The organism is Nonomuraea helvata, from assembly GCF_039535785.1.
GTDB classification, from domain to species: domain Bacteria; phylum Actinomycetota; class Actinomycetes; order Streptosporangiales; family Streptosporangiaceae; genus Nonomuraea; species Nonomuraea helvata.
Genome location: NZ_BAAAXV010000008.1, coordinates 1,010,681 through 1,025,252, shown reverse-complemented (window position 1 = coordinate 1,025,252; position 14,572 = coordinate 1,010,681). Strand labels below are relative to the sequence as shown.

General features: G+C 70.7%; 15 protein-coding genes. 6 read left to right on the top strand and 9 right to left on the bottom strand.

Annotated features, from left to right (window positions below):
* The 4 genes from ABD830_RS32245 to ABD830_RS32230 form a co-directional block, all read right to left on the bottom strand.
* Positions 1-534: a 3-phenylpropionate/cinnamic acid dioxygenase subunit beta gene (locus ABD830_RS32245; RefSeq protein ID WP_344996053.1), complete on the bottom strand. Its 534-nt coding sequence runs from the start codon at positions 532-534 to the stop codon at positions 1-3.
* 66 nt (positions 535-600) lie between these two features.
* Positions 601-1,755 (bottom strand): NAD(P)/FAD-dependent oxidoreductase, encoded by a 1,155-nt coding sequence (locus ABD830_RS32240; protein WP_344995788.1) that lies wholly within the window; start codon positions 1,753-1,755, stop codon positions 601-603.
* Positions 1,752-2,087, bottom strand: coding sequence for a non-heme iron oxygenase ferredoxin subunit (locus tag ABD830_RS32235; protein ID WP_344995785.1), 336 nt, complete (start codon positions 2,085-2,087; stop codon positions 1,752-1,754). Before ABD830_RS32235 ends, ABD830_RS32240 begins: the two co-directional genes overlap by 4 nt.
* Positions 2,084-3,409 carry an aromatic ring-hydroxylating dioxygenase subunit alpha gene (locus tag ABD830_RS32230; RefSeq protein ID WP_344995782.1) on the bottom strand — a complete coding sequence of 442 codons (1,326 nt, stop codon included), beginning with the start codon at positions 3,407-3,409 and terminating at the stop codon, positions 2,084-2,086. Before ABD830_RS32230 ends, ABD830_RS32235 begins: the two co-directional genes overlap by 4 nt.
* A gap of 101 nt (positions 3,410-3,510) precedes the next feature.
* Between ABD830_RS32230 and ABD830_RS32225 the strand changes: the two genes are divergently transcribed.
* From ABD830_RS32225 to dmpG, 5 genes are read left to right on the top strand one after another with little or no spacing between them, the layout of a single operon-like run.
* Positions 3,511-4,488: a zinc-binding dehydrogenase gene (locus ABD830_RS32225; RefSeq protein WP_344995779.1), complete on the top strand. Its 978-nt coding sequence runs from the start codon at positions 3,511-3,513 to the stop codon at positions 4,486-4,488.
* Positions 4,485-5,444 (top strand): 3-carboxyethylcatechol 2,3-dioxygenase, encoded by a 960-nt coding sequence (locus ABD830_RS32220; protein ID WP_344995776.1) that lies wholly within the window; start codon positions 4,485-4,487, stop codon positions 5,442-5,444. Before ABD830_RS32225 ends, ABD830_RS32220 begins: the two co-directional genes overlap by 4 nt.
* Positions 5,441-6,205: a 2-keto-4-pentenoate hydratase gene (locus tag ABD830_RS32215; RefSeq protein WP_344995773.1), complete on the top strand. Its 765-nt coding sequence runs from the start codon at positions 5,441-5,443 to the stop codon at positions 6,203-6,205. The genes ABD830_RS32220 and ABD830_RS32215 overlap by 4 nt, the downstream gene beginning before the upstream one ends.
* Positions 6,202-7,116, top strand: coding sequence for an acetaldehyde dehydrogenase (acetylating) (locus ABD830_RS32210; protein ID WP_344995770.1), 915 nt, complete (start codon positions 6,202-6,204; stop codon positions 7,114-7,116). The genes ABD830_RS32215 and ABD830_RS32210 overlap by 4 nt, the downstream gene beginning before the upstream one ends.
* Entirely contained in the window at positions 7,113-8,114 is a 1,002-nt protein-coding gene (gene dmpG, locus ABD830_RS32205; RefSeq protein ID WP_344995767.1) for a 4-hydroxy-2-oxovalerate aldolase, read from the top strand. The genes ABD830_RS32210 and dmpG overlap by 4 nt, the downstream gene beginning before the upstream one ends.
* A 718-nt stretch (positions 8,115-8,832) precedes the next feature.
* Here the strand turns inward: dmpG and ABD830_RS32200 are convergent.
* The 3 genes from ABD830_RS32200 to ABD830_RS32190 are packed head-to-tail and all read right to left on the bottom strand — an operon-like array spanning position 8,833 to position 11,605.
* On the bottom strand, positions 8,833-9,588 hold the full coding sequence (locus ABD830_RS32200) for an ATP-binding cassette domain-containing protein (protein WP_344995764.1): 756 nt from the start codon (positions 9,586-9,588) through the stop codon (positions 8,833-8,835).
* Positions 9,585-10,616: an ABC transporter permease gene (locus ABD830_RS32195; protein WP_344995761.1), complete on the bottom strand. Its 1,032-nt coding sequence runs from the start codon at positions 10,614-10,616 to the stop codon at positions 9,585-9,587. Before ABD830_RS32195 ends, ABD830_RS32200 begins: the two co-directional genes overlap by 4 nt.
* Positions 10,613-11,605 carry a sugar ABC transporter substrate-binding protein gene (locus ABD830_RS32190; protein WP_344995758.1) on the bottom strand — a complete coding sequence of 331 codons (993 nt, stop codon included), beginning with the start codon at positions 11,603-11,605 and terminating at the stop codon, positions 10,613-10,615. The genes ABD830_RS32195 and ABD830_RS32190 overlap by 4 nt, the downstream gene beginning before the upstream one ends.
* Before the next feature lie 116 nt (positions 11,606-11,721).
* Between ABD830_RS32190 and ABD830_RS32185 the strand changes: the two genes are divergently transcribed.
* Positions 11,722-12,357 (top strand): TetR/AcrR family transcriptional regulator, encoded by a 636-nt coding sequence (locus ABD830_RS32185; protein ID WP_344995755.1) that lies wholly within the window; start codon positions 11,722-11,724, stop codon positions 12,355-12,357.
* Positions 12,358-12,494: 137 nt separating this feature from the next.
* Here ABD830_RS32185 and ABD830_RS32180 read toward each other — a convergent pair whose 3' ends face one another.
* Both ABD830_RS32180 and ABD830_RS32175 read right to left on the bottom strand, forming a co-directional pair.
* The gene (locus ABD830_RS32180) at positions 12,495-13,367 is read right to left on the bottom strand and encodes an HpcH/HpaI aldolase/citrate lyase family protein (RefSeq protein ID WP_344995752.1); all 873 of its coding nucleotides are present in this window, start codon (positions 13,365-13,367) and stop codon (positions 12,495-12,497) included.
* A complete protein-coding gene (locus tag ABD830_RS32175) occupies positions 13,364-14,551 on the bottom strand; it encodes a CaiB/BaiF CoA transferase family protein (RefSeq protein ID WP_344995749.1) in 1,188 nt (395 codons plus the stop codon). Before ABD830_RS32175 ends, ABD830_RS32180 begins: the two co-directional genes overlap by 4 nt.
* Positions 14,552-14,572: the final 21 nt, after the last annotated feature.

Sequence of the window (14,572 nt, the reverse complement as noted above, 5' to 3'; positions counted from 1 at the left end):
TCAGAAGAAGGTCGAGATGTTCTTGGCAAGCAGAATGTTCTGGTCGAGCAGGATGGTGCGGCGGGCGACCTGGAAGCCGCCGTTGACGCGGCGCAGGAGGTCGGTACGGCTGCCGGCGAAGACGTTCTCCTCGCGTTCCAGGCGGTTGCGGTAGACCAGGAACGCACTTCGTACCAGCAGGTCGTCTTCCGTGAAGCCGGGGTGCTCGGCCGGGTCGACGTGGCTGACCATCACGTTGCTGATCAGGTGGCGGGTGCGCGAGGGCGGGTCCTCGGCCCAGGCCATGCCGGAGTCGAAGCGGCGGATGCGCCAGGCCAGGCTCTCCTTGCTCTCGTCGTAGAGGGCGGCCTCGCCCCGGGCGGCGACCGACAGGGCCTGCTGGCGGCGCAGCCGGTTGGTGCGGGTGGGCATCCAGTAGTCGAGGTCGTCGGCGAGCAGATCGAGCCAGTCGGCGTAGCGGCCGGCGTCGAGGAGGTCGGCCTCCTCGTAGTAGAACTGCTCGACCTCGAAGTGGGTGTCGCGGTCCGCGCGCATGCTCACGGAGGTCATTGGATTCCTTCTCAGGGTGGAGTGGAACGGGCTGAGCCGCAGGACGGCACGTCAGCCGCGCAGCAACGAGCGCAGGCTCACGGACGGGTCTGACAGGCGTGCCGGGTCGACCGGGATCCGGCGGTCGATCATGCGCCGGGCGGCCCGTACGGCATTGGAGTCGTCCACGGCGGCGGCGGCCACGACCAGCCCGTCGCACAGGCCGAACACCGAGAACGCGGGATCGTCGAAGGATCCGCGGACCACCGTCCGGCCGGCCGCCGCCATGTGGCCGACGGCCTCGACGTGGTGGCCGTGCCGGTCAGTCCAGAACCAGGGGGCGGTGGGCATGGGAGGTGGCGCGCCGAGAATGGTGGCCGCCGCCCGTGCGCCGTCGTGCTGGGCGGCCTCCCAGTGCCCGTCGCGGCTTCGGGCAGAGTCGCCGACGGCGAGGATCGCCGGGTTCGAGGTGACCTGTCCGCCGTCCACGACGATGCCGCGATCGACCTTCAGCCCGGCCGCCTCGGCCAGCGCGGTCTCCGGCACCATGCCGACACCGAGCACCACGGCGTCGAACACGCGGCGTACACCGGCGAGCGCTGTCTCGGCTCCGTCGAGCGACTCCACTCCGGCCTGGACGGTGCTGATGCCGCGGGTCGTGTGCTGTCGGTGGAGCCAGGCGGCCAGCTCGACGCCGACCGCGGCGGCCAGCGGCGTGGCCACCGGATCCGTGAGCACGACCTCGCAGCCGAGATCGACGGCATTCGACGCCACCTCTGCGCCGATCAGGCCCCCGCCGACCACCAGCACACGGGCGCCCGGTCTCAGAGCGGCGCGCAGCCGGTCGGCGTCCTCTGCCGTGCGGAGCACATGCGCGCGCTCGCAGCCCGGGATGGGCGGGCGTGCCGCTCCCCCGCCGGTGGCCAAAACCACCCGGTCGGCGGGCAGCAGGGTGCCGTCCTGCAGCTCGACGCCCCCTGAGCGCAACGCGGTCACGCGGACCCGGTTGAGCAGCCGGATCGACTGCTTGTCGTACCACTGCGGCGGTCGCAGGGCGATCTGCTCGAGGTCCTTGGCCCCGGTCAGGTAGTCCTTCGACAGCGGCGGCCGGTCGTAGGGGAACTCGCCCGCGTCGACCAGCGTGAGGTCGCCGTCGAAGCCGCCCGCGCGCAGGGCCGCGGCCGTGCTGACGCCCGCGATCCCGCCGCCGACGATCACGACTCTCATGGCGCCTGGTTCGGGAAGAGGTAGACCTCGCCGTCGCGTACCTCGACCCGGTGCGGGCAGGTGTCGCGAGTGGCGGGCAGGCCCTGCACCTCGCCGTTCTTCAGGCAGAACCTGCTGGCGTGCAGCGGGCACTCGACGTAGCCGTCCTCGACCCAGCCGTCGGCCAGAGAGGCGTCCTCGTGGGTGCAGGTATCGTCCAGCGCCCACACGCTGCCGTCGGTGTCGCGCAGCAGCGCCACGTTGTCGTCTGTGCCGGTGATCGCCTTGTCGATGGCGATGCCCTCGCCCTCGGGAATGTCATCCAGCGCGGCGACGCGGATTCCCTCGCTCACTTGTCGTCCTCCTCGTGCCAGGCAGGGGTGGTCATGAGTTCGCGCCAGCGCGCGTAGAAGGCCCGGCCGGCGGCGTCGCTGTACAGCTCGCTCGTGGTGCCAGGGTGGCGGCCGTCGTCGCGTTCGGAGCCGAGGCCCATCTGGTAGTTGAGCGGCACGCTGTTGGTGACGAAGCCGTGCGAGACGGCCTGCACCTCGCTCCAGTTCTCGCCGTCGTCCTGCTCGAAGATGCCGCTCGGGCCGAACGTGCGCAGGTTGTAGAGCCGCTGGGCCTCGCGTACCTCGGGCGGCATGGACTTGTCGACGATCGTCCAGGCCCACACCTCCATCCGGTCCGGGCCCTTGGGGTGCCAGATCCGGATGGATCCGTTGACCGGCAGGTAGGAGAAGTTCGGGAAGACGGTGGCGTGCCCGTTGGTGAGCGGGCCTTCAACGCGGGCGTCGCCGAGACGTTCGCGCAGCGCCGCGTAGTCCGTCCACTGGTGGACGGTTCCGGCGTCGAAACGGTTCTTGGGGTGCACGGGGAATCCGGCGCCGTGGCCGTTGGGGCCGGCGTACTGACGGCCGGTACGGTGCACGATCTCGTCCTTGGGGCCCTTGCCGGTGGGCGAGAGCACCATGAGTGCCGAGGCGTGGCTCATGTTGACGTGGTACCAGTCGGTGGCGAACTGCTCGGCGGCCAGCTTCCAGTTGCCTTCCAGCACCCACTTGTGCACGCCGCCCACCACGACCGTGCCCTGGTCGTCGTGGTCGAGCATCGCGTCCATGTACCAGGCCATGTCGCCCAGCGACTCGCGCAGCGGCACCGGGTCCGGGTTCCAGGTGCCGAAGATCAGGCCGCGGTAGCTGTCGACGTGGGGCACTTCGACCAGGCCCCACTCCCCCGTGTCGAACGACTCCGGGTAGCCCGCCTTGTTCGGGACGCTGACGAGCTTGCCTTCCAGGTCGTAGGACCAGCCGTGGTAGGTGCAGGTGAAGTTGCGGGTGGCGCCGTAGTCGGCGCGGCAGACGCGGGCGCCGCGGTGCCGGCAGGAGTTCAGGTACGCGCGCACCCGGCGGTTGCGGTCCAGGGTGACGATGACCGGATCCTCGCCCATGTACGTGGTGAAGAAGTCGCCGGGCTTGTGGAACTGGTCGGCGTGCGCCAGGAACAGCCAGCTCGGCGCGAACACGCGGCGCAGTTCCTGTCGGTAGATCTGCTGGTCGGTGAAGACGGCGCGATCCACCAGCCCGCCCTCGCTGTCGACGAGGCCGGAGACGTCGATGGCCGGCGCCAGCTCGGCCGGGCGCCGCAAGGCCCCACGCGGGGGTTCGATGGTCATGTGCCCAGGTAACAGCCGCGGACACGCCGGCTTCCAACGGTCGTTCCGTACGACGGCACACGAGCTGTCGGAGCTCGGCGTTCATCGGTCAGCGTTGCTGCATGCTTGCCGCCACCGCCGTCTCTCAGAGCGCGACCGACCCGCTGTCCGGTCTCGTCCTGGGCGACGTCCCCAAGCCCGAGCGCCGGCCCGGCTGGTCGACCGTCCGGGTCGTCTCCTCTTCCTTGAACATGCACGACCTGTGGACGCTGCGTGGCGTCGGTCACCCGCCCGAGAGGCTTCCGATCATCCTCGGCTGCGACGCCGCAGGCTACGACGAGGACGGCAACGAGGTCATCGTGCACCCCGTCATCGCCGACCCCGACGCCGGGCGGGGCGACGAGACCCTCGACCCGAACCGGGCCCTGCTGTCCGAGCAGCACGACGGCGCCTTCGCCGAGTATCTGACCGTCCCGACCCGCAACCTGATCCCCAAACCGCCGTGGTTGTCCTTCGACGAGGCCGCGTGCCTGCCGGTCGCCTGGACGACCGCGTACCGGATGTTGTTCACCCGGGCGCGGATCAAAGCCGGGGACCGGGTGCTCGTGCAGGGCGCGGGCGGCGGCGTCGCCTCGGCCGCGATCAAGCTGGCGCTGGCCGCGGGCGCCGTGGTGTACGCCACCAGCCGCAGCGAGGACAAGCGCGCCCAGGCACTCTCCTGGGGCGCGCGGGCCGCCGTGGCGCCCGGTGAGCGGCTGCCCGAACGCGTGGACGTCGTCATCGAGACCGTCGGCGAGGCCACCTGGTCGCACTCCCTGAAGTCGCTGCGCCCCGGTGGCACCGTCGTCATCGCCGGCGCGACCAGTGGCACCAACCCGCCCGCCGACCTCGGCCGGGTCTTCTACCTGCAGCAGCGCATCCTCGGCTCCACCGGCTGCACCCGCGGCGAACTGGTCGCGCTGCTCAACATGATGGACGCCACGGGCCTGCGCCCAGTGATCGACCGCACGCTCCCGCTGGACGAGATCCACAAGGGCTTCCAGCTCATGATCGACGGGCGGGTCACCGGCAAGCTCGTCATTAAGGAGATCACCTCATGATCGCCGCTGCCGTCGGCCTGTCCCATTCCCCACTCATCGGCAAGAACGACCCCGCGCCCGGCGTCATCGCGGCCGTGGACGCCGCCATGCACGAGGTCCGCGCGTTCGTCAGCGCCTTCCACCCCGACCTGGTCGTGCTCTACGCACCTGACCACTACAACGGCTTCTTCTACAAGGAGATGCCGCCGTTCTGCCTCGCGACGGAGGCCAACGCGGTCGGCGACTTCGGCTCGGCCGCCGGGCCACTGTCGGTGGACACCGATGCCGCCCGCGCCATCGCCCTCGGCGTTCTGGAACGGGGCGTCGATCTGACGATCTCGGCGCGGATGACCGTGGACCACGGGTTCGTGCAGCCGCTGGAGGTGCTGTTCGGCGGCATCGACCGGGTCCCCGTCGTGCCGGTCTTCGTCAACGGGGTCGCCACGCCGCTCGGCCCGATCAGCCGGATCCGCGCGCTCGGCACCGCGATCGGTGAGGCCGCCGCTGAACTGGACCGGCGGGTGCTATTCGTGGGCTCAGGCGGGCTCTCCCACGATCCCCCCGTACCGGTGCTGGACGGCGCCCCACCCCGCGTGGCCGACGCCCTCATCGAGGGCCGCCCGCCCACGCCGGAGCAGCGGGCGCGGGGAGAGCAACGGGTGGTGCAGGCCGGCCGCGACTACGCCGCCGGCTCGACCGCGATGATCCCCATCAACCCGACCTGGGACAACCTGGTCCTGGACACCCTCGCCGGCGGCCGGCTGGACGACGTGGACAGTTGGAGCGTGGAGTGGATGGGCGCCGAGGGCGGCGGCTCCGCACACGAGGTGCGTACCTGGATCGCCGCGTTCGCCTCGCTCGCCACCATCGGCGAGTACCGGATGACCTCCCGCTTCTACCAGGCCATCCCCGAGTGGATCGCGGGCTTCGCGGCCGCCACGGCGGCCGCCACTTCATTGCCGGAGGCCGCGCGATGACCGCCATCGACCAGGCCGTGGACCGTCTGGCGGACGCGGCTGTCACCGGCCAACCGTGCCGGCCGGTCCGCGATCTCGTCACAGACGTCGCCGACGCCTACGAAGTGCAGCGCCGCCTCAACGCCCGCCGCACTGCCCCCGTGACCGGCCGGAAGATCGGCCTCACCTCCTCCGCCGTACAGCAACAGCTCGGCGTGGACCAGCCCGACTTCGGGGTGCTCTTCGCCGACATGGAGGTGACGCGCACCGCCCCCATCGGGCGGCTCCTGCAGCCCAAGGTCGAGGCCGAGATCGCCTTCGTTCTCGCCGCCGACCTGGCCGGTGACCTCGATCCGGCCACGGTGCGCGCAGCGGTGCTGTACGCGGTGCCCGCCCTGGAGATCGTGGACAGCCGCATCGCCGGCTGGGACATCACGATCAACGACACCGTCGCCGACAACGCCTCCAGCGGCCTGTACGTCCTCGGGTCGCAGCGGCTGCCGCTGACCGCGTTCGAGCCGGTCGAAACCACTATGCGGATGTACGCAGGCGACGCGCTAGTCTCCCAGGGCACCGGCGCCGCCTGCCTCGGCGACCCGCTCAACGCACTGCTGTGGCTGGCCCGCACCGCCCGCGACTTCGACGATCCACTACGCGCGGGCCAGGTGATCCTGTCCGGCGCCTTGGGACCAATGGCCCCCATCTCCCCCGGTGTCACCGTAAGGGCAGAAATTTCTGGACTCGGCACGGTGTCTGTGACCTTCGAGGACGATCCTTCATGAACAACACCAAAGTGGCTGTGATCGGCTCCGGAAACATCGGCACCGATCTAATGATCAAGGTGCTCCGGCTCTCCGCCGCCCTGGAGATGGGCGCCATGGTCGGCATCGACCCGTCCTCGGATGGCCTCGCCCGCGCCCGCCGTCTCAAGGTGCCCACCACCCACGAGGGTGTGGACGGCCTGATCGCCATGGACGGCTTCGCCGACATCGACATCGTCTTCGACGCCACCTCTGCCAAGGCCCACATCGCCAACGCCGCCAAACTGGAGCCCTACGGCAAGACCCTCATCGACCTCACTCCCGCCGCCATCGGCCCGTTCGTCGTCCCGCCGGTCAACCTCGATGCCCACCTCGGCGCTGACAATCTCAACATGGTCACCTGCGGCGGCCAGGCCACCATCCCCGTCGTGCACGCCGTCTCCCGCGTCACCCCTGTCACGTACGCCGAAATCGTCGCCTCCATCGCCTCGAAGTCGGCCGGGCCCGGTACCCGCGCCAACATCGACGAGTTCACCGAGACCACCTCCGCCGCCATCGAGAGTGTCGGTGGCGCCGCCCGTGGCAAGGCGATCATCATCCTCAACCCCGCCGACCCGCCACTCATCATGCGCGACACTGTCTTCTGCCTGACCGGCGACGCCGACCACGACGCCATCAGGGCCTCGGTTGAGGAGATGGTCGCCGAGGTCGCCAAGTACGTCCCCGGCTACCGCCTCAAGCAGGAGGTGCAGTTCACCCCCATCGACGAGCCGGTCACCACGCTCACCCTCGAGCCGGTCACCACCCGCGTGTCAGTGTTCCTGGAGGTGGAGGGCGCCGCCCACTACCTGCCCGCCTACGCCGGCAACCTCGACATCATGACCTCGGCCGCGCTGCGCGTCGCCGAGCGCATCGCAGGAGCGCACGCGTGAACCTCTACATCCAGGACGTCACCCTGCGGGATGGCATGCACGCCGTACGCCACCGCGTCTCCCCCGCTGACGTCGGCCGCATCGTCACCGCCCTCGACACCGCCGGCGTGGACGCCATCGAGGTCGCCCACGGTGACGGCCTGGCCGGCGCGTCGGTCACCTATGGCCCCGGCAGCCACACCGACTGGGAATGGATCGAGGCCGCCGCAGCCAACATCAAACACGCCAAACTCACCACTCTCCTGCTCCCCGGGATCGGCACCATCGCCGAGCTCAAGCACGCCTACTCCATGGGCATCCGCTCCATCCGCATCGCCACCCACTGCACCGAGGCCGACGTCGCCGCCCAGCACATCGCCACCGCCCGCGAGATCGGCATGGACGTGGCCGGCTTCCTCATGCTCAGCCACATGGCGCCCCCAGCCGAGCTCGCGCGCCAGGCCAAACTCATGGAGTCCTACGGCGCCCACTGCGTCTACGTCACCGACTCCGGCGGCCGCCTCACCATGGAGGGTGTGCGCGACCGCGTCCGCGCCTATCGCGACGCTCTCGACCCCGGCACCCAACTCGGCATCCACGCCCACCAGAACCTCTCCCTCGCCGTGGCCAACTCCGTCGTCGCCGTCGAAGAAGGCGTCACCCGCGTGGACGCCTCCCTGGCCGGGCACGGCGCAGGGGCGGGCAACTGCCCCATCGAGCCGTTCATCGCCGTGGCCAACCTCAACGAGTGGAAGCACGGCTGCGACCTGTTCGCCCTGCAGGACGCCGCCGACGACATCGTCCGCCCGCTCCAGGACCGCCCGGTCCAGGTTGACCGCGAAACGCTCACCCTCGGCTACGCCGGCGCCTACTCCAGCTTCCTGCGCCACGCCGAAGCGGCCTCCCGCCAGTACGGCATCGACGTGCGCACCATCCTGCTGGAAGTGGGCAGGCGCCGCCTTGTCGGCGGCCAGGAGGACATGATCGTCGACATCGCCCTCGACCTGCTCGGCAAGTGAGGTTTGATTCCTCAACACCTCCGGCGACCACCCCACGGGCGGTCGTCCTCGGATGGTGTCGGTATCGGCGAGGCGGAACCTGCCCAGCCGTACGGAGGCACCCCATGCCGACCGGGCGATGGGGCACTGGGTGGCGACCTTGTCCCGGCACCAGGAGCCCACGGTCCGGTGGCCGATGAGGGCTCAGCGGCGGAGGACGCGGCAGGCGAGCTGGAGGGCCAGGTGCGTGGCGGCGTCGTCCAGGTCGAAGCCCACCGACGCACGACGTAGGCCGGGGCGCGCAGGGCGCCTGGCCGTCCGGCAGGTACGACAGCGGGTTCGCCGTGGTCTCCGCGATCCGGCCCGCCTCGGGGCAGAGGGCCGCGTTGCGGATGGCGCCCTGCTCCCGTTCGCGCAGCCCCGGCGTCCCGAACTCGTACGACAGCGTGATCCGCGCGCAGCTCCTCGAGGGGCGAGCCGAGTACTGGCCGCACCATAGGCGGTGCCCATTGCGACGGACCGGTGCATGCCGCAGGGCGGGCCAACGATCTGTGCGGCCCGCCCTGCGGCTCGACTCAAGGGCGTAATAACGGTCCTGGGGGCACCGCCGCGGGCGCGTACATCAAGTACGCCCTGATCTGCCGCACGGTGACCTCCCGGGTGCAGGTACATGTAAGGGATTTGTGCCTTTTTGCGCCCCCAGTCCACCGCCAGAAATCGTCAAGTTCTGGCCAAAAATTCACTCCCGCCGCAGCTCGTGCGCCAGCTCCTCCAGCTCCGCCCCGCCCGCCATGAGGGAGGTCAGCTCCTGCGGGGTGATGTCGGCCCTGCCGTACTCGCCCAGGCTGGCGCCCCGGTTGAGCAGCAGGAACCGGTCCCCCACCGGGTAGGCGTGGTGGGGGTTGTGGGTGATGAACACGACGCCGAGCCCGCGGTCGCGGGCCCTGGCGATGTAGCGCAGCACGACGCCGGCCTGTTTGACGCCGAGCGCGGAGGTGGGCTCGTCGAGGATGAGGACGCGGGCGCCGAAGTGGACGGCCCTGGCGATGGCCACCGACTGCCGCTCGCCGCCGGACAGCGTGCCGACCGGCTGGTCCACATCGCGGATGTCGATGCCCATGGCCCGCAGCTCCTCGCGCGCCACGCGCCGCGCCTGGGCCACGTCGAAGGCGAGGCCCTTCCGGGGTTCGGAGCCGAGGAAGAAGTTACGCCAGACCGACATGAGCGGGATCATCGCCAGGTCCTGGTAGACCGTGGCGATGCCGCGGTCGAGCGCGTCGCGCGGACTGGCGAAGCGCACCTCCTGCCCGTCCACCAGGAACGTGCCCGCGTCGTGCCGGTGCACCCCGGCGAGGATCTTGATGAGCGTGGACTTGCCCGCACCGTTGTCGCCGAGCACGCAGGTGACCTCGCCGGCGCGCACGCCCATCGACACCTCGCGCAGCGCCAGCACCGAGCCGAACGTCTTGCCGATGCCCCTGGTCTCGAGTATCAATGCTTCACCTCCTCGGCGTACCGCCTGACCAGGCGGTTGGCCAGCGTCGCCAGCAGCAGCATCGCGCCCAGGAAGAACTTGAACCAGTCGGCGTTCCAGCCCAGGAAGACGATGCCCTTGTCGGCCATGCCGAAGATGACCGCGCCGATGGCCGCCCCGACGGCGGAGCCGTACCCGCCGGTGAGCAGGCAGCCGCCGATGACGGCGGCGATGATGTAGATGAACTCCTGCCCGATACCGATGTTGGCCTGGACGGACGTGTAGCGCAGCGCCAGGATCGAGCCGACCAGCCAGGCGGCGAACGCCGTGGTCATGAAGAGCGCGATCTTCGTACGGGCGGCGGGCACGCCGACCGCGCGGGCGGCCTGCTCGTTGCCGCCCACCGCGAAGATCCAGTTGCCGGCCTTGGAGCGCATGAGCACCCAGGTGGCCACGGCGGTCGCCAGGACCCACCACAGGATCGCCACCCGGAACGAGGTGCCGCCGATCTCGACGGTCCCCGCGAAGACCGCGTTCGCGCCCTCGAACCCGGCGGCCCGGCGCAGGCCGCTGACCTGCACGGTCCCGGTGATCGCCTTGGTGACGCCGAGGTTGACTCCTTGGAGCATGAGGAACGTGCCCAGCGTGACGATGAAGCTGGGCAGCCTGGTCCTGGTGACGACCAGGCCGTTGGCGAACCCGATGCCCAGCGCCACCACCAGCCCGACCAGCATGGCCGTCCACACGTCGAACCCGAAGCGGGTGGCCAGCGTGACGAGGATCAGCCCGCTCGTGCCGGTCAGCACGCCCGCCGACAGGTCGAACTCGCCGCCGATCATCAGCAGCGCGACCGCGACCGCCATGATGCCGAGCGTGGCGGCCGGGTCGAGCCAGTTCGCGATGCCGGCCGGCGACCGGAACACCGGCGACTGGGAGGCGAAGAACACGAACACCACGACCAGGCCGACCACCGCGCCCAGCTCGGGCCTGATCAGCAGGCGGCGGGCCAGGCCGACGTCGGTGACCCGCTCGTCGGCCGCGATCGTCATCGCGTGCCCGCCTCGGCCAGCTTGGCCACCTGGTCGGCGTTGTCCTTGGTCACGAAGCCCGGGCCGGTGTTGACGGGCAGCCCGCCGCCGACGGCGTTGAGGTTGTTCTTGTACAGGTTGAGGAACGTGATCGGCAGGTAACCCTGCAGGTACTGCTGCTGGTCCACGGCGAACAGGATGTCCCCGTCCTTGATCGCGGACACCACGTCGGCCGACAGGTCGAACGTGGCCAGCTTCACCTGCGACCCCGCGTCCTTGATCGCGTCCCTGGCGGCGACCGCGACGGCCGGGTTGAGCGCGAGCACGCCGTTGACCTGCTTGTCCGACTGGAGCTTGGCGGTGACCTTGGAGGTGACGTCGGCCAGGTTGCTCACATCCACCTGCAGCCGCTCGACCGTGCCGCCCAGCGTCTGCTCGGCGCCCTTGCAGCGCTGGTCGAGGCCGACGTTGCCGGCCTCGTGGATGACGCACAGCAGCTTGGTGACGCCGGCGGCCTTGAGCTGCTCGCCCGCGCCGCGCCCGGCCACCTCCTCCGACTGGCCCACGTGGGTGATGGCGCCGAACGCCTTGGACGAGTCGGCGCCCGAGTTGATGGTGATGACCGGGATCTTGGCCGTGACGGCCTTGCCGATGGCCTCCTTCAGCGCGTCGGGGTTGGCCATGGAGACCACGATGCCGTCCACCTTCTCCGAGACGGCCTGGTCGATGAGCTGCGACTGTTTGGCGGGGTCGCCGTCGCCCTGGTAGGTGACCTTCACGCCGTACTGCTTGCCCGCGGCCTCGGCGCCGTTCTTGACCACGTCCCAGAAGGAGTCGCCCGGCGAGGCGTGGGTGATGACGGCGTAGGTGGCGCTCGCGGGGGCCTCCTGTCCTTGGAGCGCGGCGGCGGAGCTCGCCGGGGCGCTCTGCGCGCTCTGCCCTCCCGAGGAGGAGCAGCCGGCGACGGTGAGCGCGCCCAGCAGGGCCAGCACGATCGGGGTACGTCTCATAGGACACCTCCAAGACCAACGGGCTCGCCCCGGTTGTACCCCAATATCATCTCTATGTATAGACATGCTGACTATCCCCCATAGAACGGAACCATACGTTCCGATATGATGGGGATATGACGAGCGCACCCATGAGTGGCCGCAAGGCGCAGGCGGCCCGCAACGACGAGTTGATCCTGCAGGCGGCGCGGGCGGTCTTCACCGCCGATCCCGGCGCGCCCATCGCCGCCGTGGCCGAGAAGGCGGGCGTCGGGATCAGCGCACTCTACCGCCGCTACCCCAGCAAGGAGGCACTGCTGCAGAAGCTGTGCGGCGACGGACTCAAGCTCTACATCGAGGTCGCAGAGCGGGCTCTGGCCGACGACGGCGACCCCTGGGAGGCGTTCGCCGGCTACATGCGCGGCATCGTCGACGCCGACACCAATTCACTGACGATCAAGCTGGCGGGCACGTTCACGCCGACCGAGGAGCTGGGCCGCGACGCGGTCAGGGCCTCGGAGCTGGCCACCGAGGTCCACCGCCGTGCCGTGGCGGCCGGCGTGCTGCGGCCGGACGTGACGGTGGCGGACATCGCGCTGCTGTTCGAGCAGATGGCCTCGATCAAGCTCGGCGGCGAGGAGCGCACCTCCCAGCTGCGCCACCGTTACCTGGCCCTGGTGATGGACTCGCTGCGGATCCCACCGGTCCACCGGGACCTGCCGGGGCCTGCTCCGGTGGACGAGGAGCTGTCGGTCCGCTGGTACCCGTCCTAGTCCTCGCCGGCCTTCCAGCAGCCCGGTCGCCTGGGTTGTTGCACACGAACACCGTCCCCGCCCGATTGGCGGGGTCGCGGTGACCGCACTGGTCCCCACGCCTGCCCGGCGATCATCCTCGCGCCGACTTGGTCTTTTCATGAGATACCGCTGAACCGGTCGCTCGCACGCCCGGGCGGTTCGGCGCTTGGGGGCGGATCGGCCAGCCGGTGGGCCAGGGCGAGCGTGCGGCGGGCCCTGGCCACGATGGGGGCGTCCACGAAGCGTCCGTCGGGCAGGGCGACCGCGCCGGCGCCCGACCGCTCGGCCTGTTCGGCCGCCTCGACGATCTCGGCCGCCCTGGCCGCCTCCTCCTCGGAGGGGCGGAACGCGCGCCTGATCACGGGGATCTGGCGAGGATGGATCGCGGTCCTGCCGAACAGGCCGAGCGCGCGGCCCGCCAGGCAGGAGGCGAGCAGCCCGGCCTCGTCCTTGACGTTCGGGAAGACGGACATGGGCAGCGGCGGCAGTCCCGCCGCGGCGGCGGCGAGGACCACCTGGAGTCTGAGGTGGTCCATGGCCCGCTCGTCGGTGACGGCCAGCTCGGCGGCGAGGTCCTGCTCGCCGAGCGCGACGCCGGCCACCTTGGGGTGCGCCGCGATCTCCCGGGCCGCGAGGATCCCGGCCGCCGACTCCAGCAGCGCGTACGCGGGGGCGCCGGTGACCGCGTCGAGCACGGCGGCCGACTCCACCTTGGGCAGCCGCACGCCGTCGGCGAGGTCCCCGACGGCCTCGAGGTCGGCCCGCCCGCGCTCGGAGCCCAGGTCGTTGACGCGTACGTGCACGGCGACGCGGGCGTCCGGGCGGGCGCGCAGGTAGGCGACGGCGTTGGCGCGGGCCTCGTCCTTGCGGGCGGGCGCGACCGCGTCCTCCAGGTCGATGATGACCACGTCCGCCCCCGAGCCGACGGCCTTGTCGAACCGCTCGGGCCGGTCACCGGGCACGTACAGCCAGGTCACGGGGGTGTTCACGCGATCACCCCGGCCTCGCGCAGGGCGGCGATCCGCTCGTCCGGGTAGTCGAGCTCGCCGAGCACCTCGTCGGTGTCGCGCCCGAGCCGCCGCCCCGGCCAGCGGATCTCCCCGGGCGTGTCCGACAGGCGGAAGAAGACGTTCTGCATGGTGAGCGGGCCGAGCTCCTCGTCGGGCACCTCCTGGAACGTCCCGAGCGCCGCGTACTGCGGGTCCTCGGCGATGTCACTGACGTCGTAGATGGGTGCGACGGCGGCCTGCACCTCCTCGAAACGGGCGATGACCTCCTCGGCGTCCCGCTCGGCGATCCAGGAGGCGACCGCCTCGTCCAGCTCGTCCACGTGCTGCACGCGCCCGTGCCCGCTGGCGAACCACGGCTGCGCGACCAGGTCGGGCCGCCCCACCAGGGTGACCACCCGCTCGGCGATGGGCTGGGCGCTGGTGGAGACGGCCAGCCACCGCCCGTCGCGGGTCCGGTACGTGTTGCGCGGCGCGTTGCTGCTGGACCGGTTGCCGGTCCGCCGCGGCACCACCCCGAGCGCCTTGTACGCGGTCATCTGCGGCCCGAGCAGGCCCATGATGGGCTCGATGATCGCCAGGTCGATGACCTGCCCGCGGCCGGTCCGCTCACGGGCGCGCAGGGCCACCATGATCGCGTACGACATGGCGAGACCCGCGATGCCGTCGGCCAGGGCCAGCGGCGGCAGCGTGGGCGGCCCGTCGGGTTCCCCGGTCATGGCCGCGAACCCGCTCATGGCCTCGGCCAGCGTCCCGAACCCCGGCTGCTTGGCCATCGGCCCGAACTGCCCGAACCCGGTCATCCTCGCCACGATCAGCCGCGGATTGACCTTGAGGAGGTCTTCCGGGGCGAGGTTCCACCGCTCCAGGGTGCCGGGGCGGAAGTTCTCGATCAGCACGTCGGACCGCTCGGCCAGGCGGCGCAGGATCTCCTGCCCTTCGGCCTGCGACAGGTCCACGGCCGCGGTGCGCTTGTTGCGCGAGAGCGTCTTCCACCACAGCCCCACCCCGTTCAGGGAGGCGCCGTGCCCGCGCGAGGGGTCGCCGCGCCGGGGGTGCTCGATTTTGATCACGTCGGCGCCGAAGTCGCCCAGCATCATCGCGGCGGAGGGACCGGCGAACAGCGTCGCCGCGTCGATGACCCGCAGGTCGGCGAGGCTCGTCATGGGTATGTAACTTATAAGAAA

Bases quoted from the DNA above. Each gene is read 5' to 3' on its own strand.
- ABD830_RS32195 (WP_344995761.1), bottom strand. From the start codon at position 10,616: ATGACGATCGCGGCCGACGAGCGGGTCACCGACGTCGGCCTGGCCCGC.
- ABD830_RS32220 (WP_344995776.1), top strand. From the start codon at position 4,485: ATGATCGCCGCTGCCGTCGGCCTGTCCCATTCCCCACTCATCGGCAAG.
- ABD830_RS32225 (WP_344995779.1), top strand. From the start codon at position 3,511: ATGCTTGCCGCCACCGCCGTCTCTCAGAGCGCGACCGACCCGCTGTCC.
- ABD830_RS32230 (WP_344995782.1), bottom strand. From the start codon at position 3,409: ATGACCATCGAACCCCCGCGTGGGGCCTTGCGGCGCCCGGCCGAGCTG.
- ABD830_RS32185 (WP_344995755.1), top strand. From the start codon at position 11,722: ATGACGAGCGCACCCATGAGTGGCCGCAAGGCGCAGGCGGCCCGCAAC.
- ABD830_RS32210 (WP_344995770.1), top strand. From the start codon at position 6,202: ATGAACAACACCAAAGTGGCTGTGATCGGCTCCGGAAACATCGGCACC.
- ABD830_RS32215 (WP_344995773.1), top strand. From the start codon at position 5,441: ATGACCGCCATCGACCAGGCCGTGGACCGTCTGGCGGACGCGGCTGTC.
- ABD830_RS32240 (WP_344995788.1), bottom strand. From the start codon at position 1,755: ATGAGAGTCGTGATCGTCGGCGGCGGGATCGCGGGCGTCAGCACGGCC.
- ABD830_RS32190 (WP_344995758.1), bottom strand. From the start codon at position 11,605: ATGAGACGTACCCCGATCGTGCTGGCCCTGCTGGGCGCGCTCACCGTC.
- ABD830_RS32245 (WP_344996053.1), bottom strand. From the start codon at position 534: ATGCGCGCGGACCGCGACACCCACTTCGAGGTCGAGCAGTTCTACTAC.
- ABD830_RS32175 (WP_344995749.1), bottom strand. From the start codon at position 14,551: ATGACGAGCCTCGCCGACCTGCGGGTCATCGACGCGGCGACGCTGTTC.